A 23,128-nucleotide genomic window follows, 5' to 3' on the forward strand; every position below is an offset into this window, starting at 1 on the left:
GCTCATGCATCACTAGTATTCACGTTTCATAAACCATTCTATTATAATCAAGATGGACAACCATTTCAAGACTGCGGATCATCATCGCCCGATTGCTGCAAGACAGCAACCTGTCTAAGCGCCCTGCAGGCTTGCTCGTAACGGAACCTTAAACCTTCGGAAATACCGTATGTATCGCGAATATCGTCATCATTAGCCGAGCCGTAGACGGTTAGCAGCAGCGTCAAATGCAGTGCGGCGGCAAATATATCTACCGTGTCCTCATCTTCCCTTAGCATCCAATGATAGGCAGCCGTTCCGTACAAAAATTGTAAACTTTCCTTCCAGAGCTCTCCGGCAAAATGAGGCAATGTCGGATCGTCCACCTCTGCCGCCTGCGCGGTCCGCTCCAATATCCGGACGACAGGCTCCGGAAAATCCTCCATAGACAACGGAGTTTCGTCCAACTCAAGCTGTACCGTCTCCCCGAGACGCTCAATGGTCAGAGACCCGGTTACGCCTCTCTTGCGCAAGCACTGCAGCGCCTTAAACTGGACGACGGGATGCACCGGTTCGGTCAACAGCCATTTCTCAATGGAATCATTGATGTCAGGCGATTGGATATAAGCGGCACGTTCAAGAGCAAGCAGCTGTTGATCGATCATAGGGTGATGCTGCATGATGTAAAGCACCTGATTCACATACGCTTCATCCTGATCCGGCGGATTCAGAAGCTGCTCGCGAATCGACGCTTCATTCTCCTCCTCGTGCTTCACCGCCAGGAGGCTTGTCCCTTCATCTGCCGTTCCGTTCTCGGGAAAAGCCATGTCAAGCCATGTCAGAAGACTGTCCCACTCTTCATAATGGCGCTCATCCTCGCCTTGGCATTGCAGCAAAAAACGCAGCAGCTCCTTGGCCTCCCCGTATTGCTCCGCTTCCAGCATCCGCGTCAGCTGAATTTGATAATGATCCAGCATGCTTGGGAACAAATAAACGTTATCCTTGTTGTCGCCTTGTGTGTCATTGGGAGTCGTTATGATAACACCGCCTTATGTTCACGCCGTTTGTACATTCGACTAATCTTGCGTTCGATTATACCATGTACGAATGAAAGAAAAAACAAATACCGCAGCCAATCGTTATTTTTAAAAATATGCTTGCAATATAACTTTAGTTTGTGGTATATTATTACTTGTGTCCCGGTAGCTCAGCTGGATAGAGCAACGCCCTTCTAAGGCGTCGGTCGGGGGTTCGAATCCCTCCCGGGACGCCATCAAATTAAACTTAAATTCATGCTGTGGTCTACATAAGACCTCCAAGCCCTTGATCTACAAGGAATTGGAGGTCTTCTTTATTTGACTTTAGCGATTTTGCTGTTACTTGCTTCCGGAAAGGGAATGAGATTTGGTGAAAAAGGGCGGACTCGCGCCGGCTGTGTCCCGTGAGCGGAATGTAGCGGCCAGCTAAATGGTTGGCAACCATTCCTTACAAGTATCTGCCCGTACTTGCAGTTCATTAAACAACAAGCCGGCGTGGTAGCCGTCGCAAACGGCATGGTGGAACTGTCCGGATAACGGCAACTGTATTTTATCGTCATGATGAAAAAATTTTCCTATTGTAAAGATAGGCAGCAAATAGGTTCCCTCGTTATAGACGTTCAGGTTAAAGCCCGTGAAGCTGACCCACGGAATGCTGGAAATGGGGAAAGTGTTAGGCGGTTCGTTTGCTTTAGCGGCAAATTGTTTAACACTTCCGTACATTTTCATATCATCAAGATAACGGCTGTAGAAACCGTTAAATTCTTCACCGTACAAAGTCCAGATGCTTGAAAAAGTTTTATCATCGTCATGGAAAATTGTAAAGCTGGGAGATAAGCTATCCCAATAGCCTAACCTGCCTTCGGAATCAAAACATGTGCGAAATTCACTGTGACGATTTACCACCGTAGTTATCATGTGGATTAGCGCCGGGTACAGCTTAATCCCCTTTTTCTTAAGTTCTGACAGCAGAAGGGTAATGTCAATATTTGCCGTCATGCTATAGGTGCATCTGACATTGTTTAAATAATGATCAAAATAGGGTTTTCTACTCCAGTTATCCATAACAATCGGATTGAAATTCATATATAATGACCTCCTAAAATTATTGCATTTTTCATTTTAGGAGGTCTGTTCGACTGATTTAACCATATCCTCATCACAATCCCTCTAGAAAGTATTCTGTAACGACGAGTATACCATCACCATAGCCACAACATCAAAAAATGCTTATAACTGATTGCTAATCTTGAACAACTGAGCTTCCCGTCTCTGCAGGAGCAGCTTTTCTTTATTTTCCCGCTTCCGTTTGCGCCGATTTGGCGGAGGTCAGCACTTTTCTGTAAAGATAAGCCGAGACGGAAATTAGCACGGCACCGATCAACACCGGCGTAACCAGGAAGGACCAGCTTGCGCCGCTAAGCAGAACGACTAACGGGTCCGCGCCGGCAGGAGGATGAACGGTCCGTGTATACTGCATCAGAAGGATGGATAAGCCTACCGAAAATGCCATTGACCAGATGGACGTTCCAACCAGATGCAGGATGGCAAGGCCGATCGCCGTGCTGATGATATGTCCTCCGATGATGCTGCGCGGCTTCGCCAGCGGGCTCTCCGGCAGTACGAATGCAATGACACAGCTTGCCCCGAAAGGCGCCATTAAAAAAGTTAAAGATACGGCGTCGCCAAGATATAACAACAACGCTATGGCTAAAGTCCCGCCCGCTGCCGCCAGCAGCGGCTTCCCCATTATTTTTCCCCACATAGGAATCGCCTCGTTTCGGTTTATTGAAAACGATGGTATCATAGAACTTATCCATTTGAATATTGAATGTTTCCGATACGAATCATTTCAAAATCCGATACCTAAGGGGAAAACGATATGATGGAATCATGGGAAGGACGTTTTTTCGTTACATTCACGACCGTATTGGAAGAAAAGAGTTTCAGCCGCGCCGCCGACAAGCTGAGGTACGCCCAGTCAACCGTTACGGCGCATATCCGGCATTTGGAGACGACCAGCGGGAAGAAGCTGTTTCACCGCCTGCCGCGAGGCGTCGAACCGACCGAGAACGGGCTCCGGCTAGCGCCATACGCTTATGAATTTATCCGGCTCGGCCAGTCGCTGCAGGATGCTTTCGCTGATACCGGCGCTCCCTCCGGCATTGTCCGGTTAGCGGCGCTAGAGTCGTTCACCGTTTCCCATATGCCTCCATTCCTGACTGCGTTTCTGCAGCAATTCACGAAGGTGAAGCTCCGCTTCGCGCCCGGCCTCAAGAACGACATTATCGCGAATGTCGTTAATCATCAGGCGGATGCAGGAATTCTGCCTATGGATCCCGGGCGGGATGACCTCCACTTTACGCCGCTGCTGGAAGAGAAGCTTATGCTCGTCTGTTCTCCCGCGCTTCGCGAACGAATCGAACGTCAGGGCTGGGGCTCACTAAGCGATACCGCGTTCATCAGCTTTGGCGAGCAATGCATCTATCACGCCTACGGACGCGACGTCATGCAGGCTGCTAAGGTAGTGCTTGGGGATCAGCTGTCCTTTTCCAGCGTCGAGCTTATTAAGCAAACCGTGAGCTGCGGCATCGGGATCGCCTTCGTACCGGAATCGAATGTGCGGACGGAAATTGCGGACGGTACGCTGCTCCCCCTCCCGTACGACCGTCAGCTGACGATGACGCACGGGGTTATTACCCGCAAAGGCCGAGAGCCAAATTCGGCTGCGCAAGCCTTTCTTCAGCAATTAACGGATTATTTTAAAAAACAATAAAACGGATGAGCCATAACGTGGCCCATCCGTTTCTTGGAGTTAAACTGAAAATGCCGTTTGCTTGCTTTCAACGAATCGGTATAGCCGTTCCTACTTGGCCTCGGTCAACTCGCTGCGTTATCGAAAATATTTAATAGAAAAGTCGACAAAAAAGCGCAAGGATTCGATCAGACTAAACGCAGGTTTGGGCACGGTAACGTTCCGTCAACTATGCTGGTTTTTGCGTTAGCGGCATCCAACCGTTTGGAGCAACCTCCCGCCGTCCTTATTCCGCTCCGTTACGGAGCAGTTCTGCCAGTTCTTCTCTCACCCGTCCGAATGAAAGCACCTCTTCCTTGAATACTTCCCGCGCCCCCCAGTTCGTTTTCATATTTACGTTCTGGAAGAGGTCTACGGTCACGTCCTCGAAAGCCTGGTGCATATTGTTATCGAACCAGTCCGTATCCGCCGCCGCATGATTTTGAACGACAGCCTGCATATCGAAATCGTTATCGTCGGACAACGAGAAATAAACAATCGCATGTTTTGCTTCCGGGTCGTCTGTGACTACCTCTACTACTGCGCAAGTCAAACCTTGCCACTCTGTTGCCCACCTAACGTTCGCTTCTACTAATTGCAATGATTATAACCTCCCGCTTCACCTGTTAAAACAGTCCCATTGATTCGATATGCCGCTTGGTCGTTTCCGTCCCGTAATCGTGCAGTTTTTTGTAAATCCGTTTCATGATATCATCATAGCCTTCATTTATTTCGGCGTTGCTGCTCATATTGAACGGATTGAGCCCAAAATGGCCTGTCTGAGCCTCATCCATGCTGGACAGCTCGTCAAACAGCTCCCTCAGCCGGATATGCTCTCTTTCATTTAAATAAACTTCCAGCTCGTAGGCCGCCGCTTCCGGATCCTCCAAAATTTGTCCCGCTTGAACGGATACGTAATAGGGCTTTCGTCCCTCATGCTCTGCCTCGTTCTTGCTCATGAACGGATTCCCCTTTCCTGTTAGCTTCCTTTACAACCCTACTAGCATTCCCCTTCGGACAGACATTTTATCCCTTTTTTCAGCATATAACTGATATTATCGCTGCATGAGACCAGCTAAAGAGAGGAATGAGATCGATGTGTGGAATTACCGGCTGGATCGACTGGAACCGTGACCTTACGAAGCAAAGCGAAAGCTTGGAGAAGATGACCGATACGCTTGCACCGCGCGGTCCCGACGCTTCCGGCACGTGGATATCGGCGCATTGCGCATTAGGCCATCGGCGCCTTTCCGTTATTGATCCTGAGAACGGAGCCCAGCCGATGATCCGTCATACGGGCGACGACAAATATGTCGTAGTCTATAACGGTGAATTATATAATGCGCTCGAGCTTCGCAAGGAATTGGAAAGCAGGGGAAGAACATTTACGACAAGCTGCGATACGGAAGTGCTGCTGGTCGCTTTCATGGAGTGGGGAAAAGCTTGCGTCGAACGCTTTAACGGCATTTTTGCTTTTGCGATCTGGGATGTCGTGCAGCAGGAACTGTTCCTGGCCCGCGACCGGCTTGGCGTCAAGCCGCTGTTCTACAGCCAGCAGGACGGGCTTTTTATTTTTGGCTCGGAGCAGAAATGCATTTTGGCGCATCCGGCAGTGAAGCCGGAGGTCGGCGCCGAAGGGCTGGCCGAAATTTTCATACTCGGACCCGCGCGCACGCCCGGCCATGGCGTATACAAGCAAATCAGCGAGCTTCGGCCGGGAAAATGCATGACGGTCAGCCGCTCAGGCATTAAGACAGTTACCTATTGGCAGCTTAAGAGCAAGGCGCATGATCATAATACAAGCGAGACCGCTGAACATGTCGGCGGACTCCTAAAGGATACCGTGGAACGTCAGCTCGTATCGGACGTGCCGGTATGCACGCTGCTGTCGGGCGGTCTGGATTCCAGCGCTCTGACGACGCTCGCCGTTAACTATTACAATCGGACCGGCCAAGGCAGCGTGCACACGTATTCGGTCGATTACCGGGATAACGACAAGCATTTTCAAGCGCATGCGTTCCAGCCGAACAGCGACGCACCGTGGATTGAACGCATGACCGCGCACCTGGGCACGGTCCATCATTCGATACAATTCGACACGCCCGAACTTGCCGAAGCCTTGCAGGCAGCCACCTATGCCCGCGACCTTCCCGGCATGGCGGATGTGGACGCGTCCCTCCTGCTGTTCTGTCATGAAATTAAAAAGGATGCGACCGTTGCGATTTCCGGTGAAGCTGCCGATGAGATTTTCGGCGGATACCCCTGGTTCCACCGTGAAGAAGCGTTGAATGCGAACACGTTCCCGTGGTCGCTCGCATCCGCCATGCGCGCCGACCTCCTTGCGCCGGACGTAGCGGCTTGGATCAAGCCGCTGGATTATATCGGCGACCGCTATTCGCAGGCGATTGCCGAGGTGCCGCATCTGGACGGAGAGAACGATCAGCTTCGGAAGATGCGCCAAATGTCGTACTTGAACATTACGCGGTTCATGCCGACGCTGCTTGACCGGAAGGACCGGATGAGTATGGCGGCAGGCCTCGAAGTGCGCGTACCGTTCTGCGATCACCGTCTGGTCGAATATGTCTGGAACATTCCATGGGAGATTAAAACATCCGGCGACCGCGAGAAGGGAATACTGCGCAAAGCGCTGAAGGGCGTACTTCCGGACGATGTCCTGACCCGCAAAAAAAGCCCGTATCCCAAAACGCATAACCCGAATTATTTGGCCGCCGTCAAAGGCTTGCTTCTAGAGGTGCTGGATGATCCGACATCCCCGCTGCTCCCGCTTATCAATGCGAAAAAGGTGAGGGAGCTCGCTGAATCGGATTCCGCAAAATCGAACATTCCATGGTTCGGCCAGCTCATGTCCGGTCCGCAGCTGTTCGCCTATTTATATCAGGTGAACTTGTGGTTGAAGCATTATAAGATTGTCATTGCGTAGGGCAAACGATTGCGAGCGGGAAGTCCTCCCGCTATTTTCTTAGTTGGACTACACTTCTTCACCGTCTAGCAGGAAAAGCTCCCGTTATTTCGACCGATTTTGTCTGAAATGCGATGAAATGGGCGGATTAACGGGAGAAATTCCCGTTAGAATCGTTTTTAGCTATATTAAAGTTATTTAACAGGAGAAATTCCCTTTCATGCGGATACGTCTATACATTTAAACCTGGAATCAGAAAGAGTCCGTAAACAAAATTTCATTTCAAAAAACCCCGGCCGCATAGCCGTTTCTACTGGAAGCAGAAACGCTGCGGTTCGGGGTTATTTGGCATTTACGCCTAATTAAAGGTGCTCTAATTGAGGCAGCAGCTTTCGCAGCGCTTCGCCGCGATGGCTGATTTGCTGCTTCTCTTCCTTCGAGAGCTCGGCCATGCCGCGATTCAGGCCTGGAAGCCAGAACAGCGGGTCGTAGCCGAAGCCGCCGGCTCCGTGCGGACGGTCCGTAATCATGCCGTCCACCGTGCCTTCCGCTTCAATAAACATACCCGTCGCCGGATCGTACAAGGCAAGCGCGCATACAAATTGTGCTCTGCTCAGTATGAGTGAGCCGTCCGGCAAATCCGGATTCGGACGCGCGGAATCCGCCGCATTCATCTGCAAGCGAGCGAGTTCCCGCAGCAGCTTCGCATTATTATCGGCGTCCGTCGCCCCCTCCCCCGCATAGCGGGCAGAGTATACGCCCGGCTCGCCGTTCAGCGCTTCAACGCGCAGACCGGAATCATCCGCGAGCACCGGCACGCCGAGCGCGTCGCCGGCGGTCTTCGCTTTAATTCGGGCGTTATCCGCGAATGTCAGGCCATCCTCAACGATGTCCGGAATTTGCGGATAATCCAGCAGGCTTGCCGCTTCTTTGCCAAGCTTCTGCAGCGCGTGAGCGAACTCCTTCACTTTACCGGCATTTTTGGTGGCAATGACGATGACGTTTTGGGATAACAGGGATGGTTTTGTCATTAAGGCTAACCTCCGATACGGTCCGCAATCGGTCCAAGCACCTCAATCTGCTTGCTGATCAGCTCCGTGATGCCCGCCTCGCCCAGCGCAAGCAGCTGGTTCAGTTCATCGCGCGAGAAAGGAGCTTCCTCGCCCGTGCCCTGCACCTCAACGAACTTGCCGCTGCCGGTCATCACGACGTTCATATCCACCTTCGCCTTCGAATCTTCATCGTAATTCAAATCCAGCATCGCCTTTTCCTGGATAACGCCGACGCTGACCGATGCCAGAAAATCGGTAATCGGAAATTTGGCGAACTGCGTTTTTTCCGACAGCTTCTGAACCGCCAGGCACAGAGCGATGAACGATCCCGTAATGGAGGTCGTTCGCGTGCCGCCATCCGCTTGGATGACATCGCAGTCCAGCGTGATCGTCCGCTCCCCGAGCGCCTGCAAATTAACGACTGAGCGCAAAGCGCGCCCGATCAGCCGCTGAATTTCCATCGTTCGTCCCGTCAGCTTTCCCTTCGCCGCTTCGCGGATATTTCTCGAATGCGTCGCCCGCGGCAGCATCGCGTACTCCGCCGTAATCCAGCCCTTGCCTTGTCCCTTCATGAAAGGGGGTACCCGTTCCTCGACGCTGGCCGTACAGATCACCTTCGTATCGCCGACCTCGATGAGGACCGAGCCCTCCGCATATTTATTTACGCCTGTCGTTATCGTTACCTGCCGCAGCTGGTTCGTTTGCCTGCCATCAATTCGCATGCTTTTGCCTCCTGAGTAACTCAAAGTTCGTTTAGTTTGATCATTCACTAACATACCATTCCACAATCTTTCCTATTTTACCAAAGTGGACATTGAAATGCACTCAAGGAAAGGAAAAAGAAAAGGGACCTCTCCGGATGCCAACAAATCGGCAAGGGAGCATCCCTTTAATAAAAGAAGGCTGCCCTTCAAGGTCGATGACCTAGAGGGGCAGCCGCTTGAAGCATCTGTATGATTACGATTTGATGGCGTTAACGTGATGCGGTCTGCTAACCGGCTCGCTGTAGGATTGATCGGCATCGTCAATGATATTGGTCTCGCCGTTAACCTTGAGCTGGACCGAATCCGCGCCTGTCGTCTCCGTGATCGAGAGAACGAGCGCTTGAAGCATCTCCGCCGGAAGCTTCTGACCGGCCTGATAGGCCTCATCCTGCAGGTCGACCGTCACGACCTCGCCCTCCTGTACGATGTTTTTCACTTCTACATCCGGTAAAATGACGCTCGTCAGCTCCTTCGTGTTAAGCGGTCCGGAAATCAGCTGCTCGATCGCCGCCTGAGCAGGCGATGCCGAACGGTCCACAAGCCGAGTTACCGGTACGTAATACTGCTCGTCGTTCAACGTTTGGGCCGAGAAATACAACGTGACCGGCGTTGACTGCGCGTAGTTGACTCCGTTCGCCGTTTCGATATTGATGCCGATATCCCTCGTGAGCGCATCGTCAAGCGGGAAAGCGTCCACCGGCATTTCCGTCAATTTGGCGCCTTCATACCAGATTTCAACGCCCTCGATCCCCGTCATCGCTGTCAGCGTCCACGTAATCGCTTCTACGATCGTACGCTCATCCTGCTCGTTATAGCTGGAGAACGGCTCCGAGAATTCAACGATGGCAAGCTTCTGTTCCTTATCGTAGGTATACTTTTTAATTTGAGTGCCTTGAGGAATGACCGCGCGGAAATCTTCCGGCAGCTGATTCGCGTAAGCACCGTTCTCCACCATCATTTCAAGCGCCTTTTGAGCTGCGACTTCATTGGTTCCCAGCGTTGTCTGAAGAGCGATCGGCGCCAAATAGCCGTTCCGGTCCTCCAAATACACCGTCATTTGCGTATCTTGTCCTTGCAGATCAGCCTGTCCGATTTCTTCGCCTTCTAATCCGTCCTGCACCTCAACCTGCGGCGGATCGATCGACTTGCCTGTCTCCTGCGAGAAAAAGCTGCAGCCTGCCGTAAGAATGGGAAGCACCAATACACCCGATAGCACTGCACCCCTAATCCATCTTTTTTGAACCATATTGACCTTTCCTCCCTAAATCAAGTTTTGCCTGGCGGCTTTGTACAACTCACTATTTGTAGTACTATGTATACGAGCCCTTCCCTGTTTTAGACCAGTTTTGTCCACAAAATCGTAAGGGGGTACAAAAACATGTCCAATCCTGAAGTTTATAGCCTTAACAGCCGCAAAGTAGCGGAAGCGACAGACGAATGGCTCATGAAGCGCGGGGTGACGAAGCTGGCGATCGCCGAGCTCGTTCATTTTCTGCAAAAGGAATATTTCCCTGATCTGACGCCCGAAGATTGCATCGTGCACGTCGATGCCGTTCTATCGAAGCGCGAGGTGCAAAATGCCGTATTGACCGGCATCCAGCTCGATATATTGGCCGAGGAAGGAAAGCTCATGCCGCCGCTGCAGGATATGATCAAGTACGACGAGAGTCTTTACGGCTGCGATGAAATTTTGGCGCTGTCGATCGTTAATGTGTATGGCAGCATCGGATTCACGAACTTCGGTTATATCGACAAGCTGAAGCCGGGCATTCTGGTCAGACTGAACGATAAAAAAGACGGTGAAATTCACACATTCTTAGACGATATCGTAGGCGCGATCGCCGCTTCCGCGGCCAGCCGGATCGCTCACCGCAAACAGGCGGAGCGGGAAGGCGTCACGCAGCCTCCGCTCGATTAAACGTACAGGAGGGGTCGAAAGATGAATTACGAAATTTTGTATAGAGGCGCTTTCGCCATGCTGAAGGTCAAGCTGAATCCGGGCGAGAACGTAAAGGCCGAGATGGGGGCGATGGTCTCCATGTCGCCGAATATCGATCTGAAGGGTACGGTCGACGGCGGCATTATGCGCGGGCTTGGCAGAATGCTGAGCGGCGAGACTTTCTTTTTCCAGGAGTTAACCGCAAATCGGGGGCAAGGAGAGGTTCTCCTTGCTCCCCCCTCCCTCGGGGATATCGAAGCGATCGAGCTGGACGGCTCCTATAAGCTGCTCGTTCAGAAGGATGGATTCTTGGCGGGTACAAGCGGTATCGAAGTGAATACGAAAATGCAAAATCTGGGTAGGGGTCTGTTATCCGGCGAAGGCTTCTTCATCGTGGAAATTAGCGGGAGAGGCACCGTGTTTCTATCCTCTTACGGCGCCATTCACGCCGTTAATTTGGCTCCCGGCGAAGAGATCGTCATCGATAACGGCCATCTGGTTGCATGGCCTGCCTATATGCAGTACAGCATCGATAAGGCGTCTAAGGGCTGGCTCTCCAGCATAACGAGCGGAGAAGCGATCGTCTGCCGGTTCCGCGGAGAAGGCGTCGTCCTCGTGCAGTCCCGGAACCCGTCGGGCTTCGCCAGCTGGTTAAAGAAATTCCTTCCCAGAGGCAATTAGAACCGATCGGCAGCCAGCCGCTATGCCTGCCTTATATTTGTACTTATCCTGTATTTCGTCCAGTTTGTTCGGCTTCAAACGCCGCTTTATGCAAAAATCCTCCTATCACTGGATGGAATCCAGTATAGAGAGTGAATGATCGAAAACAAAAACCGGCCCCGATCTCTATGCAGACCGGGGCCGGTTTTCTAGAACTCGACGAAAGGCCGTGCCGTTCTCGTCCGAACTCGAACGGGATTGCGTCGGAGAATTAATCGGCGATGCTCCAGCAGCCGGCGGCCGGCAGCCTAGGTTCTGCGCCGGATGATCAGGTCATCCATTGCCATGCGTTTGCAGGGCTGTCGGCAAACCGGCGTTCAAGAAAGGCTTGTTCGGCAAAACATGCAGCGAACGGACGAATCGGATCGTCTTCGTCTTGCCCCTCATGACGATGGAATGCGTCTCGGCCCGTTGGTCGGGAAAATAGCGGACACCGCCGAGAAACTCGCCGGGCGTTACGCCCGTCGCCGCAAAATAAACGTCGCCGTTCCCGATCATATCCTCCATGGAAAGCACGCGGTAAGGATCTTCAATGCCCATTTCGATACAGCGCTTGTACTCATTGCCGTCCGCCGGCATCAGCCGAGCTTGCAGCTCGCCGCCCAAGCATTTTAACGCAGCCGCGGCCAATACCCCCTCCGGCGCTCCGCCTGATCCTACGTAGAGATCAATTCCTGCTTCGGGAAACGCTGGCGCCATCGCCCCGGCAACATCGCCGTCCGATAAAAATTTGATGCGTACGCCGACTTTGCGGAGTACCTTCACGATTGATTCATGGCGGTCGCGGTCAAGAATCATGACCGTCAAATCCGCCACCTTCTTATTTAATCCGACGGCCGCTTTGCGGAGCGTTTCCTCCAGCGGATCGGTAATCGATAGTTTGCCGACGAGCGCCGGACCGAATGCCAGCTTCTCCATATACATATCCGGCGCGTGCAGCAGCTGTCCTTTGCCTGCAACGGCAATAACGGACATGGCATTATTAAGCCCCTTCGCCACGATCTCCGTTCCTTCCAGCGGATCGACCGCGACATCGACTTCCGGGCCGTTCATGCTGCCGACTTCCTCCCCGATATAGAGCATCGGAGCTTCGTCCATTTCGCCTTCGCCGATGACCACCGTTCCATGAATCGATACCGAATCGAACATCGCCCGCATGGCTGACGTTGCCGCTTCATCCGCGCTGTTCTTATCGCCTCTGCCCATCCAAGGCGCGGATGCCAATGCCGCCAATTCCGTAACCCTTACAAGCTCAAGCGCCAATTCTCTCTCCATTATCTAATCTCCTTCTCATTTCATATGACGGATATCTCTGAATAGAGTACACATTGAAGCCATTTCCGTTAATAAATATGTATCATATATTTATATATGATGCAATAATTATATATCTTTCTTCATTAAATCATCATTATCTGGCGTATGCAGAATAAATTCACTCAAACGATAAAAATAGCCTCGAAGCTGGGCTTCGAGGCTTTGATGCTGCACGATTTGATTACGAACAGACTGTATTCGTTATTTGACGCTGTTATACCATTCGTTCACTTCCATCTTAATTTGCTCGCCGCCGGACTTCTTCCAGTTTCCTACCATGGCGTCGAAAGCATCGACAGGCTGTTGACCGTAAATGATTTTGCTGAAGGTTTCGTTCAGCAGCTTATTCAGCAGCTCGTTTTTGCTTTGCATCGTTTCCGTTAACGGACCCATGTAGTAGTTTTTCATACGGATATCCTGCTGGTCCATAACAACCTTCATCGCATCCGTATTTTCCTTCAGACGGGTGTTGAACTCCTGCTTCTCATACGGCGTAGCCGGTTCTGCTCCGCCTGCCAGCTTCACATGCGTTTCGGCATATAGAGTCGGAATACGAGCGCCTTCATACGTAAGCGTGTAATAAAGCGGCGGCGCCGTTTGATCCTTCAGACCAGGGAACAGCTCAGGGTATTTCGCAATGTCGGCCGTAATCGATCCGTCAGGCAGCGTAGCGTAGTCGTAGCCCTCTGCGAAGCCCTTCTCGAATTCGCTGCCCGGCTGCGGATTCGCCATATGATCGAAGAACCAGTTGTAATAGTGTAAAATCGCTTCCGGATGCTCCGAGTTTTTGTTGATGAACACGTAGCCGTTCGCAGGCGGATTGCCTCCGGCGGAACCGATTTTGCCATCCGGGCCTGCAGGCACGGGATAAGCTTTATATTTCGCGCCCGGAACGTTATTCAGCAAGTCCGGGAAAGGCCAAGCAGGCAGCCAGTTCGGTCCGAATACGATGCCCGCTTTGCCCTTCGTGAAGAGCTCCGCGCCGGTCGACTCGTCAAGCAGCGCCGAATCCTGCGAGATGTAGCCCTTGTCCAGCCACTCCTTCAGCTTGCCGAGCGCCTGCTTCGCGGCCGGATTGATCGAGCCGTGCTCCAGCTTGCCGTCAGCCGATAGATTCCATTGGCCGGGCATCGTGCCGAATGCGCCGAAGACAAAGCCGATGTCCGTCATCCAGTTGCTGAAGCCGTTCTTAAAGCCGGTTGCAAGGCCAAGGGTATTCGCGCTGCCGTCTCCGTCAGGGTCGCCTTTAACGAAAGCGTCCATGACCGTCTCCATCTCGTCAATCGTCGCCGGCGCCTTCAGGTTAAGCTTCTCCAGCCAATCCTCGCGAATCCACATCACATGGTCCGCATTGTATGCATAATCAAGAATCGGCAGCGCCATCTTCCCGCCGTCGCGGGTAATCGGCAGCCAGATTGTCGGATCAAGATCAAGACCCGCTTTGTACGTTTCATTCGCGTATTGGTCGACCAGATCGCCAACCGGCATGAACTGGCCGGAATCGATCAGCATATTAACCGTTTCCAGGTCTCCACGGTAAACGACGACATCCGGCATCTCCTCGCCGGAGGACAGCATCAGGCGAAGCTTTGTTTTGTAAGCGTCGTTCGTGTTGGTAACGACCCAATCGTATTTGATGTCAATGCCCAGCCTTTCTTTAATGAGCCGGGTATGAACGTTATCCTCTATGGTTTCGCCTTCCTTGAAGACCGATCCGTTCTGGTTAAGGCCCCATACGGTGGAAAGCGTAACCGGCGTCGTATATTTGCCGTCTTTAAATCCTTCCTCGGCAGCCGCATTGCTTGGAGCCGCATCGTCCCCTCCGGTATTACCGCCGGTATTGGCCGGCTTGTTGCCGTTGTTGCTGCCGGAGCAAGCCGCAATCGCAAGCGCCATCGACAATACGATAAGAATGGATAACAACTTTTTCATCCCTTTGAACCCCCATAAGTTATTTTTTTGTAAAAATGCAACGATAATCCATCGTCAGTAACAAATATAATGTTGAGAATAATATTTATAAAGACCAATATTTTGTTATCCATACCTTTTTATCGCCTATTCCTTCACGGCCCCTAAAATAATGCCTTTCACAAAAAAACGCTGCAGGAATGGATACACGATCAAAATCGGAAGCGTTCCGATGAAGATCTGCGCTGATTTGACCGTACGCTGGGAAATGTTTTTCAGCTCGTTTATATCCGGGTTGATTTTGTTGAAATCCTGCTGGACGATGATCGTTTGGAGGAACGTAGATAACGGGTATTTCCGGTAATCGGTAATATACAACAGCCCGTCGAACCACGAATTCCAATGCGTAACCATCGTAAATAACGAGATCGTCGCAAGCGCAGGCATCGAAATCGGCAAATAAATGCTCCACAAGGTCCGGAATTGGCCGGCTCCGTCGATTAACGAAGCCTCCTCCAGCTCCTTCGGCACCGCTCGGAAAAAGTTCATCAGCAGCACCATATTAAAGACATTAACCGCGCCGGGCAGCACAAGCGCCCAAATGGTATTCATCAGATCCAGGTTGCGGATCAGCATGTACGCCGGCACAATCCCGCCGCTGAACAGCATCGTGAACAAGAAGTACCACGTGTAAACCGAACGGCTGCGGAACATGCCGTTATCCTTGGACAGCGCATAACCGGCCAATATCATAAGGGCCATGCCGACGGCTGTCCCGAGCAGCGTCCGCTCTACGCCGACAAGCATAGCATTGTGAAAATTATCGTTGTTTAACGTCTTCGCGTACGCATCCCAATTGAAGCCGATCGGCCACAGCCCGACCAGGTTCGCGTTAGCCGGCGAGCTGGCGCTGAAGCTGACCGCCAGAATATGAATAAGCGGCAGGATGCACGATACGCAAATGAGCGTAAGCAGCAAATAATTGAATACGGAAAAGGTTCGATAACCCGCTGATTTATGGTACATCATTCTCATCCTTTTTTGTGGAACTTTTAATTTCAAGCAGTAAGACCTGTCGGCGTCCATATCTATGAACGCAAACGTGTGGTGAAATATAAGCCTGGTTATACGAGGTAAACTTATCTTATACTTTAAAAAATACGGTAGCCTGCATATTTGAATGCCAACCGGTAAGAGAAGACGATCAAAATCAAGCCGATTAACGATTTGAACAGCCCTACGGCAGTTCCAAAGCTATACTGCCCGTTCAGAATCGCCGTCCGGTACACAAACGTATCGATAATGTCGCCCTTGTCATAGACGAGAGAATTGTACAAATTAAAAATTTGGTCGAAGCCGCCGTTCAAAATATTACCGAGCGACAGCGTGCCTACGACGACCGCGATCGGAATCATCGCAGGCATTGTGATGTGAATCGTCTGCTTCCAGCGCGTTGCCCCGTCGACCTCAGCCGCTTCGTACAGCGAAGGATTGACGCCCGACAAGGCAGCGAGAAATACAATCGTATTGAAACCGAAATTTTGCCATATATCGCTGACGACAACGGTGAAGCGGAACCAATCACCCTCCATCAGCCAAGGAATCGCGCCGATTCCAAGCCCGTTAAGCACTTGATTGACAACGCCCTCGCTGCCCAGCATATCGGTCAATATCGCGCCTAGAATAACCCACGAGATAAAATGCGGCAAATAAACCAGCGTCTGAACGACGCGCTTAAACAGCATCTTCCTGACCTCATTAAGCAGAATCGCGAAGACAAACGGCACGATCAGCCCGAAGACGATTTTGAGACCCGAAATAATTAACGTATTCCAAATGACCTGTTTGCTGTCCGGATACTCGAACATGAACCGGAAATGTTCCATGCCGATAAATTTTGACCCCAGCATGCCGTCGTAAGGTTTAAAATCTTGAAAAGCCATGATCAGCCCGCTCATCGGCACATAGGCGAATATAAATGTGGCGATGGCTGCCGGCAGCAGCATGAGATGCAAGGGCCATGTGCGACTCCATTTCTCTCTCGACCGGTTTAGTTGTTTGTTCGCCTGTGAAGTTGACTGCTTCAGCGGTTCGTTTATCGCACTTTCCACTGCGGTGCCCCTTTCCATGTCAAAATAAGATTGTTTTTTATCAGCTCTCCTGTATGATAATTTTATCAGTTCGATCTCCTGTTCTATAGACCACGTTCTTTGGAAGCATGCCATTTTGTTGACTTAAATAAGAGAGGGTAGAGCTATGCGCCTCAGAGAAAATACGTTTGCTAAAATAACATCCTTAATCGTACTCTTGCTCATTCCGATCATAATTCTGTATACGCTTTCCATCCAGACAAGCATCGATGTCATTACGCAAGAGATGAAATCGCTGAAGCAAAAAGACATCACCTTCCTGGCCAGCGAGATTGACAAAAGCGTAACGACGCTGTCGACGCTCGGCTTCCTGCTCAGCGAGGATATCCATATCCAGCAGCTGCAGAACCTTCATCTTATTGAAAGCGCCTATGAACGCAACGCCGAGAAGCTTCGCATTCTCGAGCGGCTGCGGCTGCTGAACGTCGCGCAGCGCTGGGACACCCAATACAGTATTTACGCGCCTGCCAGCGAACAAATTGTATCCACCAATACCTATCTCACGTACGACCTGGAGTCGGTGAAACGAATCCTAACGCCGAATTGGTCCTATAAAGAAATGACGATTCAAAATTTGAAGCAAAACCGGTTCGTGCGCCATATCGTTAAGCCAAAGAGCAAAACGGACGATATCGAAAGCGCAGGGATTATCGTCGAAATATCCTTTCCGGAGGAGCATATTATCCGGGATCTGGATGCGTTCAAACATGCCGGGAAAGGCGATCCGTTCCTCCTGCATCCGAACGGGGCCGGGGCTATCGAGAGCCGGTCTACGAACGCGGACATGCTGGCGGAAATTACGAAGATGATTCAAAGCTCGACGGTTGAAGAGGTTTCCAACCGGATCTTGAAGGTGGACGGCGCCTCCTTCCTCGTTACAACCGCGCATATCAAGACGCTCGACTGGTACCTTGTCGATTATGTGCCGCTTGCCGATATTCTGAAACCGATCGTCGCGAGCAGGAGCCTGTTCTATGGCTCTGTCACGCTGCTGCTTGTTATGAGCATTTTGGCCGGCTATCTGCTGTACCGCAACGTACAGCGGCCGATCGGTTTATTGATCCGGAATGTAAAGCGGCTTCAAGAAGGCAATTATTCGACCCGTATAACGGTGAACCCGCGAAACGAATTTACGTATTTGTTCCAACGCTTTAACGATATGGCCGCCCACACGGAGCAATTGATCCAGAAGGTTTATGTGGAGGAGCTCAGAAGACGGGAAGCGGACGTAAAGCAGCTGCAATCGCAGATCAATCCGCATTTTCTTTATAACTGCTTTGCGCTTATCCGCAGCCTGGCGCGGCTCGATAAGAAGGAATCGGTCATGAAGCTTGCCATGCATCTGTCCAAATATTACCGGTATACGACCCGGGTGGAAAAGCTGACCGCAACCGTCAGCGAGGAGCTGCAGCTGCTGGAAAGCTATTTGGAAATCCAGCAATTCCATATCCGGCATCTGTCGTACCGCATCGAAGTTCCCGAAGCGATGCAGGAGCTCGAGATTCCCAGGCTGCTGCTTCAGCCGGTCGTCGAAAATGCGGTGCTGCACGGCATTGAAAGGCATGAAGGCGACGGCATGGTTACGATTACGGGAGAACATAACGAGCGCGGCTATACGATCAAAGTGGAGGATAACGGGATCGGCATGTCGGAGGAGCAGTTGCGCACGCTGGAGAAACGCATTACGCATCCTCCCGACGACAATTCCGGCTGCGCGCTATGGAATGTCCGGCAGCGTCTCCATTATCAATTCGGGCCGGAAGCCTCGGTTGTCTTCCGGCTTCGTTCGGAGGGCGGCATCGCCGTCTATTTAAACTGGCCGAGGAGTCCGTAATCTGAAGCGCGATTACGATAAGAAAAGGAGAGATGCAAATTGTACCAATTGCTTATTGTAGATGATCAGCCGGATCTGGTAGAGGATCTGGCAAGCATGCTGCCCTGGGAAAGCGTAGGCGTCGCCTCCGTCTACCGGGCGAATTCCGGGCAAGAGGCGCTGGAGATTATGAATGTAACGCCGGTCGACATCGTCATTACCGATATTCGGATGCCGGGCCTATCCGGACTTGACCTGATCGAGCAGATTAGAGCTTCATGGAATCATGTCAAATGCATTCTTTTGTCCGGCTATAACGACTTCGAATATGCCAAGCGCGCGCTGCAGCATCAGGCGAGCGATTACCTGCTGAAGCCGGCGGAGGACGAGGAGCTGCTGAACGCCGTCAGCAAAGCTGTAAGCGAGCTGGAGGATCGCTGGCAGGAGGTCACTTCCCATCAAAGCGCGCTTTCGTCGCTCAGAAGCAATCTGCCGATCCTCCGCAGCCATCTGCTGCTTGAGCTTCTGAAAAGCCGCGCCACCGGATTAGCCGAGCTGAAGGAGAGGCTTCAAATGCTTGAGCTGCCGTTTACGGCTCCCTCAGGCTGCTGCCTGATGCTGCTAAGACCGGAGGATTACTTTGACGAGCAGAACGAAAAGGATAGCTCCCTGCTGGAATATGCGATATGCAACATTGCGGAGGAGATTTTCTCGGATGAATACAGCCTTTGGTACACCAAGGACGAATACGGCTATCTGGTATTTCTGTTGACGAGGAAGAAGGATGCCCTGTCGGCGGAGCCGATGAATATCCATCAGATCGAGCGGAAAACGGCTCAGCTCCAGCACTGCGTGAAGCTGTACCTGAAAGGCACCGTCTCGCTTGTATTAAGCAAGCAGGCCGCCTTTCCAGACGACGTTCAGGGCACCTATGAGCTGTCGCTGAGCAGCTTCCGCCAACGAATCGGCAGCGAGCGGGGGTTCCAGTTGACGCTGGCGGAGGATGCGGAGCAAGGAGAAGCCAACTCCTTATCCCGTTTGTACCATCCTCCCCTGCTTATTCATTTGCTGGAGGCAGGCCAGTGGGACGCCATCGATGAGAAGCTGAATCTGGCTTTCGAGGAATTAGAGCAGAAATGGGGAGACTCGCATGAGCATATCTTGGAAACCTATTTCATGATCGTAAGCTCGCTCAGCTTCTCCATTCATAAAAATAAGCTGTGGATGGCCGAGCTGATGGGGGCGGAATACAACCAGCTGCTGAACGGCCCTCATTTTCATACGGTCAAGCAGCTGCGTTCCTGGACAACAAGCGTGCTGCAGGCATATCGGGAGCACATGAGCGGCAAAGTGCAGGATTCCCGCTCCAACCTCGTACAGAAGGTACAGGAATACGCCTCCGGCCATCTGGAGGACGCGTCACTGCAATCCATAGCCGAGCATGTGTTCCTGAACCCGTCCTACCTGTCCAAAATCTATAAGCTCGAAACGGGCGAAGGCATCAGCGACTACTTGTCGCGCCTTAAAATGGCGAAGGCCGCCCATATGCTCCGTTCCACGCCGGATAAAATATACGAAATCGCCGCCAAGGTCGGCTATATGAAAACAAGCTATTTCATCAAGGTGTTCAAGGACCGATACGGCATGACGCCGCAGGAATTCCGCGATCGTTAGACAGCGGATAAAGCGAAGTGGAATACGCCGTCCGACAGCGTCGAGGAAATAAACCCTTTCCGTTCCAAATAGACGAGATGGGCGATCGTCTCCGACATTGCAAACCGCAAATTATGAGCGTTCCCGCGCAGACGGCTGCCGAACAGCGTCTCGCACATGGCGAATGCCGTGCGGGGCTCTTCGGCAAGCAGCTCGCGCATCCGCAGCAGCCTGCGTTCATGATGCTCCTGCAGCTCTGTTATGCGTCCGGCAAAGTCGGTGAACGGATCACGGTGCCCTGGCAAGGCAAGCGTTACCTTATACTGCCGCAATTCGTCCAGGCTGTTAAGAAAAACAGCCAGCGGATCTCCGCTTTCTCCCGGTACGACGCTGATATTCGGCGTAATACGAGGCAGCACCTGGTCGCCGCACAGCATCCAGCCCCGCTCCGAATTATAGAAGCATAGCTGGCCGTTCGCATGTCCGGGCGCGTCGATCAGCTTCCAGCTCGTCCCGCCGATCTCCATGCTGTCTCCCGCCTGCATGTAAGTTACCTCCGGCTGGGGGGAGACCATGGCTGTAAAAGTGGACAAATTAGCCCCGATGGCCGCTCTCAGCTCGGCAGGCATGCCATGCTCCGCATATAGGTTCTGCAGTTCTTCAGCGAACGTGCTGTTCTCGCTCCAAAGCCTAATCGCGTAGGCATGAGACCGCCTTGACAGGTATACCTTTGCCCCGCTCTTCTCCTGCACGTAACCGGCGAGGCCGTAATGATCGGGGTGCTGATGCGTAAGGATAATCCGTGTGATATCCGTCCATTGTATACGATGCGTACGCAATGACTCGTCCCACATCCGGATCGCGGCATCCGTCCGCAAGCCCGGATCGATCAGCGTATAGCCCTCCGTCTCCGGAATCAGGTAGCTGTTCACCCATTTCAACGAGAATGGAACGGGGACCTTCACTTGAATCCATCCTTTTTCCAGTACGACCGTACGATTTGATTCATCTTCAAATTGTGCTTTCATCGTCATTTCGCCCTTCCTGCCATAATCATGCGCGGCGAATAAACGGCATCGTATTCCGATTCGTCGTAATGGCCGTACAACCGCTCAAGCTCAAGGGCGCAATCGGTCAAATGGCGCGTAAACCAATCCAGGCCGTACAATCTGACCCTCTCCAAATATTGCCTCGGCTGCGCGTTCGGTTCGTATACCGTAATTTCCTTCTGTACCCAACCGTCCCGAATCGACCGAACCTCCTCAATATGAAGCCCCGTCTCCGAATCGACCCGCTCGGACCATGGAACCAGGTGCTGCTCGACATAGACCGGATTAAGAAAATCAATGAGAAAAGAGCCGCCCGTTCGCAATACTCGCCGTATGTCACGCAGCACTTTCACGTTTTCGTCCTCGATCGAGAAATAGCCGAAGGAAGTGAACAGATTAACCGTCGCATCGAAGCTCCCCGCTTCGAAAGGCAGCTCGCGCATATCGCCCTCGATCCAATTCACGGCACCAGATTCATCATTCCCGCGCGCCTCATCTAACAAGGCCGGGGATAAATCAATTCCTGTCGCCGAATATCCTAAGCTTGACAGCGCGAGCGAATGCCTTCCCGTGCCGCAGCCGATATCGAGCACTTCTGCGCCCTTCGGCAGCTGCAGCCAATCTACCATTTGCCGCACCTCGTTGCCGGCTTGCATACAATTACGATGTTTATAGACAAGCATATAATCATTGCCAAAGCTCTGTTCGTACCATGGTTTCATTTCGCCGCGCTCCTTCAAGATGAAACTTACCGCTCGTTTCTTTAATCGATATGATTACTTATTTTACTTCAATTGCTCCATGCCCGCAAAACCGGTTTGGAATTGGAATAATTTATCTCTATCGGAGCAAGCTATGCAAGCGGAAACGGCTGCACGATTTTTCCAATGAACCGCTATTTCTTCTACAATTTCATCTTTGTCAGCTTCATTAATCTCAGGCTGTACGTGCCGCACATCCTGATCACCTTCCGGTATGCTGGCGCCGTTTCGTCACTGATCGCGGGGGCAGTTAGCGGCGCCATTTTGGTCTAAATGTACACGAGCGCTAGCCCGCTAGCCGGGTAAAGGACTGCCCGAAATTTTGAAGCTTCATCTTCCCCGCTGGCTCGTATCGGGGTTTCAAGGATATAGACAAACTTTTTTTTGTCGTCGCGCTCGGAATCGACTTATCCGGCAATGAAAAAAAACCGTACCGTATCACGACGCAGCTAGCCGTTCCGTCTCCTAAAATCGAGCCGTGAGCCTCCATGGCGCAGCTTGAAACCATTGATGCCCAAACGGCTGCCGAAGGCGTTCGTATGTTCAAAGCTTACGTGGACCCGATGCCGAAACGATGCTGAAGGTGAAGCCATTGTCGGACCGTTATCCGGGCAACACGCTTTTTCTCAGCTTCGGCGCAGACGGAACCGAGTCGTCTTATACCTATGTAGAAACGTTATCGGATTTATCAAGGCGGTCGATGGAGGAGGGGCTAGATCCTGTCATTCCGGTTATTATGAAGGACAACAAGGAGGGCTTCATCATTAATCGAGCGTCTCTATTGAACAAGGAGAAGGTGAAGCTCGTATTATCGCCGTCAGAATCGCAGATGTATATCCAGCTGGCTGACGAAATCGTCAAATCGTCAACCCACGGCACGGTCAAAGGGCATCCCATCGTCCTGACGATTAACCAAATGAATACGAAATACCGCATCGGCAAGCAGAACGGCTATGATGTCATTACGATGCGCGTTAAGATGAACACGGTCGTCGAGGAAGCGCCAAACGGCATGTACACGCAAAATTGGGCGCCAATCGAGCAGCGATTAAACAAGACCTACTCCAAATCCGCAGAGAAGCTGCTTCGCAAAATCCAAAAAGCGGGGGTCGATCCGCTCGGCTTCGGCTTAAGGTATCGCGCTGCTCATCCCGGTAAAGGCGCTTGGAAGGAATGGCAGTCGATATATCCTTATGTTAAGTTCATCGTGAATACGGATATTAAAATCGAAGGTACGGGGCTGATCAAATGAGAAAAACCGTCCGGCAT

Annotated in this window: 22 protein-coding genes and 1 tRNA gene; 9 read left to right on the forward strand and 14 right to left on the reverse strand. The window is 51.8% G+C overall.

What is annotated here, in order from left to right; all coding sequences use genetic code 11:
• Positions 1 to 65: 65 nt before the first annotated feature.
• Positions 66 to 968 (reverse strand): hypothetical protein, encoded by a 903-nt coding sequence (locus H581_RS0121790; protein WP_245600111.1) that lies wholly within the window; start codon positions 966 to 968, stop codon positions 66 to 68.
• A 207-nt stretch (positions 969 to 1,175) separates the two neighbouring features.
• On the opposite strand from H581_RS0121790, the gene H581_RS0121795 reads away from it, so the two are divergent.
• Positions 1,176 to 1,252: transfer RNA gene (locus H581_RS0121795), tRNA-Arg, on the forward strand.
• A 190-nt stretch (positions 1,253 to 1,442) separates the two neighbouring features.
• On the opposite strand, the gene catA is transcribed toward H581_RS0121795, so the two are convergent.
• Together catA and H581_RS0121805 are read right to left on the reverse strand one after the other, a co-directional pair.
• Positions 1,443 to 2,102, reverse strand: a complete 660-nt coding sequence (catA, locus tag H581_RS0121800) for a type A chloramphenicol O-acetyltransferase (protein WP_028611855.1) — start codon at positions 2,100 to 2,102, stop codon at positions 1,443 to 1,445.
• A 205-nt stretch (positions 2,103 to 2,307) separates the two neighbouring features.
• Complete coding sequence (locus tag H581_RS0121805; RefSeq protein ID WP_036719569.1) at positions 2,308 to 2,781, reverse strand: HPP family protein; 474 nt, start codon at positions 2,779 to 2,781, stop codon at positions 2,308 to 2,310.
• Between the two features lie 117 nt (positions 2,782 to 2,898).
• Between H581_RS0121805 and H581_RS0121810 the strand changes: the two genes are divergently transcribed.
• Positions 2,899 to 3,792 carry a LysR family transcriptional regulator gene (locus tag H581_RS0121810; protein ID WP_028611857.1) on the forward strand — a complete coding sequence of 298 codons (894 nt, stop codon included), beginning with the start codon at positions 2,899 to 2,901 and terminating at the stop codon, positions 3,790 to 3,792.
• Between the two features lie 265 nt (positions 3,793 to 4,057).
• On the opposite strand, the gene H581_RS35000 is transcribed toward H581_RS0121810, so the two are convergent.
• Together H581_RS35000 and H581_RS0121820 are read right to left on the reverse strand one after the other, a co-directional pair.
• Positions 4,058 to 4,411, reverse strand: coding sequence for a hypothetical protein (locus H581_RS35000; protein WP_051251198.1), 354 nt, complete (start codon positions 4,409 to 4,411; stop codon positions 4,058 to 4,060).
• A gap of 25 nt (positions 4,412 to 4,436) precedes the next feature.
• Positions 4,437 to 4,769, reverse strand: coding sequence for a hypothetical protein (locus H581_RS0121820; protein WP_028611858.1), 333 nt, complete (start codon positions 4,767 to 4,769; stop codon positions 4,437 to 4,439).
• A 137-nt stretch (positions 4,770 to 4,906) separates the two neighbouring features.
• On the opposite strand from H581_RS0121820, the gene asnB reads away from it, so the two are divergent.
• Complete coding sequence (asnB, locus tag H581_RS0121825; RefSeq protein WP_028611859.1) at positions 4,907 to 6,751, forward strand: asparagine synthase (glutamine-hydrolyzing); 1,845 nt, start codon at positions 4,907 to 4,909, stop codon at positions 6,749 to 6,751.
• Between the two features lie 341 nt (positions 6,752 to 7,092).
• Here the strand turns inward: asnB and H581_RS0121830 are convergent, their stop codons facing one another.
• The 3 genes from H581_RS0121830 to H581_RS0121840 all read right to left on the reverse strand — a co-directional run bounded on the left by H581_RS0121830 (position 7,093) and on the right by H581_RS0121840 (position 9,792).
• A complete protein-coding gene (locus H581_RS0121830) occupies positions 7,093 to 7,761 on the reverse strand; it encodes a non-canonical purine NTP pyrophosphatase (RefSeq protein ID WP_036719571.1) in 669 nt (222 codons plus the stop codon).
• A gap of 5 nt (positions 7,762 to 7,766) precedes the next feature.
• Entirely contained in the window at positions 7,767 to 8,504 is a 738-nt protein-coding gene (rph, locus tag H581_RS0121835) for a ribonuclease PH (protein ID WP_028611861.1), read from the reverse strand.
• 235 nt (positions 8,505 to 8,739) lie between these two features.
• Positions 8,740 to 9,792, reverse strand: a complete 1,053-nt coding sequence (locus H581_RS0121840) for a GerMN domain-containing protein (protein WP_028611862.1) — start codon at positions 9,790 to 9,792, stop codon at positions 8,740 to 8,742.
• 132 nt (positions 9,793 to 9,924) lie between these two features.
• On the opposite strand from H581_RS0121840, the gene H581_RS0121845 reads away from it, so the two are divergent.
• Positions 9,925 to 10,464, forward strand: a complete 540-nt coding sequence (locus H581_RS0121845) for a phosphatidylglycerophosphatase A family protein (protein ID WP_028611863.1) — start codon at positions 9,925 to 9,927, stop codon at positions 10,462 to 10,464.
• A gap of 21 nt (positions 10,465 to 10,485) precedes the next feature.
• On the forward strand, positions 10,486 to 11,166 hold the full coding sequence (locus H581_RS0121850; RefSeq protein ID WP_028611864.1) for a TIGR00266 family protein: 681 nt from the start codon (positions 10,486 to 10,488) through the stop codon (positions 11,164 to 11,166).
• Between the two features lie 312 nt (positions 11,167 to 11,478).
• On the opposite strand, the gene glpX is transcribed toward H581_RS0121850, so the two are convergent.
• From glpX to H581_RS0121875, 4 genes are all read right to left on the reverse strand, one after another.
• Complete coding sequence (gene glpX, locus H581_RS0121855; protein WP_028611865.1) at positions 11,479 to 12,480, reverse strand: class II fructose-bisphosphatase; 1,002 nt, start codon at positions 12,478 to 12,480, stop codon at positions 11,479 to 11,481.
• Between the two features lie 243 nt (positions 12,481 to 12,723).
• Positions 12,724 to 14,454 (reverse strand): extracellular solute-binding protein, encoded by a 1,731-nt coding sequence (locus H581_RS0121860; RefSeq protein WP_028611866.1) that lies wholly within the window; start codon positions 14,452 to 14,454, stop codon positions 12,724 to 12,726.
• 126 nt (positions 14,455 to 14,580) lie between these two features.
• Positions 14,581 to 15,459, reverse strand: coding sequence for a carbohydrate ABC transporter permease (locus tag H581_RS0121870; protein ID WP_028611867.1), 879 nt, complete (start codon positions 15,457 to 15,459; stop codon positions 14,581 to 14,583).
• 125 nt (positions 15,460 to 15,584) lie between these two features.
• Positions 15,585 to 16,439 carry an ABC transporter permease gene (locus H581_RS0121875; RefSeq protein WP_051251300.1) on the reverse strand — a complete coding sequence of 285 codons (855 nt, stop codon included), beginning with the start codon at positions 16,437 to 16,439 and terminating at the stop codon, positions 15,585 to 15,587.
• Between the two features lie 250 nt (positions 16,440 to 16,689).
• On the opposite strand from H581_RS0121875, the gene H581_RS0121880 reads away from it, so the two are divergent.
• On the forward strand, positions 16,690 to 18,417 hold the full coding sequence (locus H581_RS0121880) for a sensor histidine kinase (protein ID WP_028611869.1): 1,728 nt from the start codon (positions 16,690 to 16,692) through the stop codon (positions 18,415 to 18,417).
• Positions 18,418 to 18,456: 39 nt separating this feature from the next.
• Complete coding sequence (locus H581_RS0121885; RefSeq protein WP_028611870.1) at positions 18,457 to 20,070, forward strand: response regulator transcription factor; 1,614 nt, start codon at positions 18,457 to 18,459, stop codon at positions 20,068 to 20,070.
• On the opposite strand, the gene H581_RS0121890 is transcribed toward H581_RS0121885, so the two are convergent.
• Both H581_RS0121890 and H581_RS0121895 read right to left on the reverse strand, forming a co-directional pair.
• Positions 20,067 to 21,083 carry an MBL fold metallo-hydrolase gene (locus tag H581_RS0121890; protein WP_245600112.1) on the reverse strand — a complete coding sequence of 339 codons (1,017 nt, stop codon included), beginning with the start codon at positions 21,081 to 21,083 and terminating at the stop codon, positions 20,067 to 20,069. The two genes, H581_RS0121885 and H581_RS0121890, sit on opposite strands and share 4 nt — an antisense overlap.
• Entirely contained in the window at positions 21,080 to 21,820 is a 741-nt protein-coding gene (locus tag H581_RS0121895) for a class I SAM-dependent methyltransferase (protein WP_028611872.1), read from the reverse strand. Before H581_RS0121895 ends, H581_RS0121890 begins: the two co-directional genes overlap by 4 nt.
• A gap of 165 nt (positions 21,821 to 21,985) precedes the next feature.
• On the opposite strand from H581_RS0121895, the gene H581_RS38035 reads away from it, so the two are divergent.
• Positions 21,986 to 22,132: a hypothetical protein gene (locus tag H581_RS38035; protein ID WP_156889662.1), complete on the forward strand. Its 147-nt coding sequence runs from the start codon at positions 21,986 to 21,988 to the stop codon at positions 22,130 to 22,132.
• Positions 22,133 to 22,433: 301 nt separating this feature from the next.
• Positions 22,434 to 23,111, forward strand: coding sequence for a Ger(x)C family spore germination C-terminal domain-containing protein (locus H581_RS0121905; protein ID WP_084134717.1), 678 nt, complete (start codon positions 22,434 to 22,436; stop codon positions 23,109 to 23,111).
• The last annotated feature ends 17 nt before the right edge of the window (positions 23,112 to 23,128 follow it).

The sequence above is a fragment of the Paenibacillus harenae DSM 16969 genome (genome assembly GCF_000422465.1).
Taxonomy (GTDB): Bacteria; Bacillota; Bacilli; order Paenibacillales; family Paenibacillaceae; genus Pristimantibacillus; species Pristimantibacillus harenae.

Bases quoted from the DNA above. Each gene is read 5' to 3' on its own strand.
- catA (WP_028611855.1), bottom strand. From the start codon at position 2,102: ATGAATTTCAATCCGATTGTTATGGATAACTGGAGTAGAAAACCCTAT.
- H581_RS0121805 (WP_036719569.1), bottom strand. From the start codon at position 2,781: ATGTGGGGAAAAATAATGGGGAAGCCGCTGCTGGCGGCAGCGGGCGGG.
- H581_RS0121810 (WP_028611857.1), top strand. From the start codon at position 2,899: ATGATGGAATCATGGGAAGGACGTTTTTTCGTTACATTCACGACCGTA.
- H581_RS0121820 (WP_028611858.1), bottom strand. From the start codon at position 4,769: ATGAGCAAGAACGAGGCAGAGCATGAGGGACGAAAGCCCTATTACGTA.
- asnB (WP_028611859.1), top strand. From the start codon at position 4,907: ATGTGTGGAATTACCGGCTGGATCGACTGGAACCGTGACCTTACGAAG.
- H581_RS0121830 (WP_036719571.1), bottom strand. From the start codon at position 7,761: ATGACAAAACCATCCCTGTTATCCCAAAACGTCATCGTCATTGCCACC.
- rph (WP_028611861.1), bottom strand. From the start codon at position 8,504: ATGCGAATTGATGGCAGGCAAACGAACCAGCTGCGGCAGGTAACGATA.
- H581_RS0121840 (WP_028611862.1), bottom strand. From the start codon at position 9,792: ATGGTTCAAAAAAGATGGATTAGGGGTGCAGTGCTATCGGGTGTATTG.
- H581_RS0121845 (WP_028611863.1), top strand. From the start codon at position 9,925: ATGTCCAATCCTGAAGTTTATAGCCTTAACAGCCGCAAAGTAGCGGAA.
- H581_RS0121850 (WP_028611864.1), top strand. From the start codon at position 10,486: ATGAATTACGAAATTTTGTATAGAGGCGCTTTCGCCATGCTGAAGGTC.
- glpX (WP_028611865.1), bottom strand. From the start codon at position 12,480: ATGGAGAGAGAATTGGCGCTTGAGCTTGTAAGGGTTACGGAATTGGCG.
- H581_RS0121860 (WP_028611866.1), bottom strand. From the start codon at position 14,454: ATGAAAAAGTTGTTATCCATTCTTATCGTATTGTCGATGGCGCTTGCG.
- H581_RS0121870 (WP_028611867.1), bottom strand. From the start codon at position 15,459: ATGTACCATAAATCAGCGGGTTATCGAACCTTTTCCGTATTCAATTAT.
- H581_RS0121875 (WP_051251300.1), bottom strand. From the start codon at position 16,439: ATGCTGCTGCCGGCAGCCATCGCCACATTTATATTCGCCTATGTGCCG.
- H581_RS0121880 (WP_028611869.1), top strand. From the start codon at position 16,690: ATGCGCCTCAGAGAAAATACGTTTGCTAAAATAACATCCTTAATCGTA.
- H581_RS0121890 (WP_245600112.1), bottom strand. From the start codon at position 21,083: ATGACGATGAAAGCACAATTTGAAGATGAATCAAATCGTACGGTCGTA.
- H581_RS0121895 (WP_028611872.1), bottom strand. From the start codon at position 21,820: ATGAAACCATGGTACGAACAGAGCTTTGGCAATGATTATATGCTTGTC.
- H581_RS38035 (WP_156889662.1), top strand. From the start codon at position 21,986: ATGAACCGCTATTTCTTCTACAATTTCATCTTTGTCAGCTTCATTAAT.
- H581_RS0121905 (WP_084134717.1), top strand. From the start codon at position 22,434: ATGCTGAAGGTGAAGCCATTGTCGGACCGTTATCCGGGCAACACGCTT.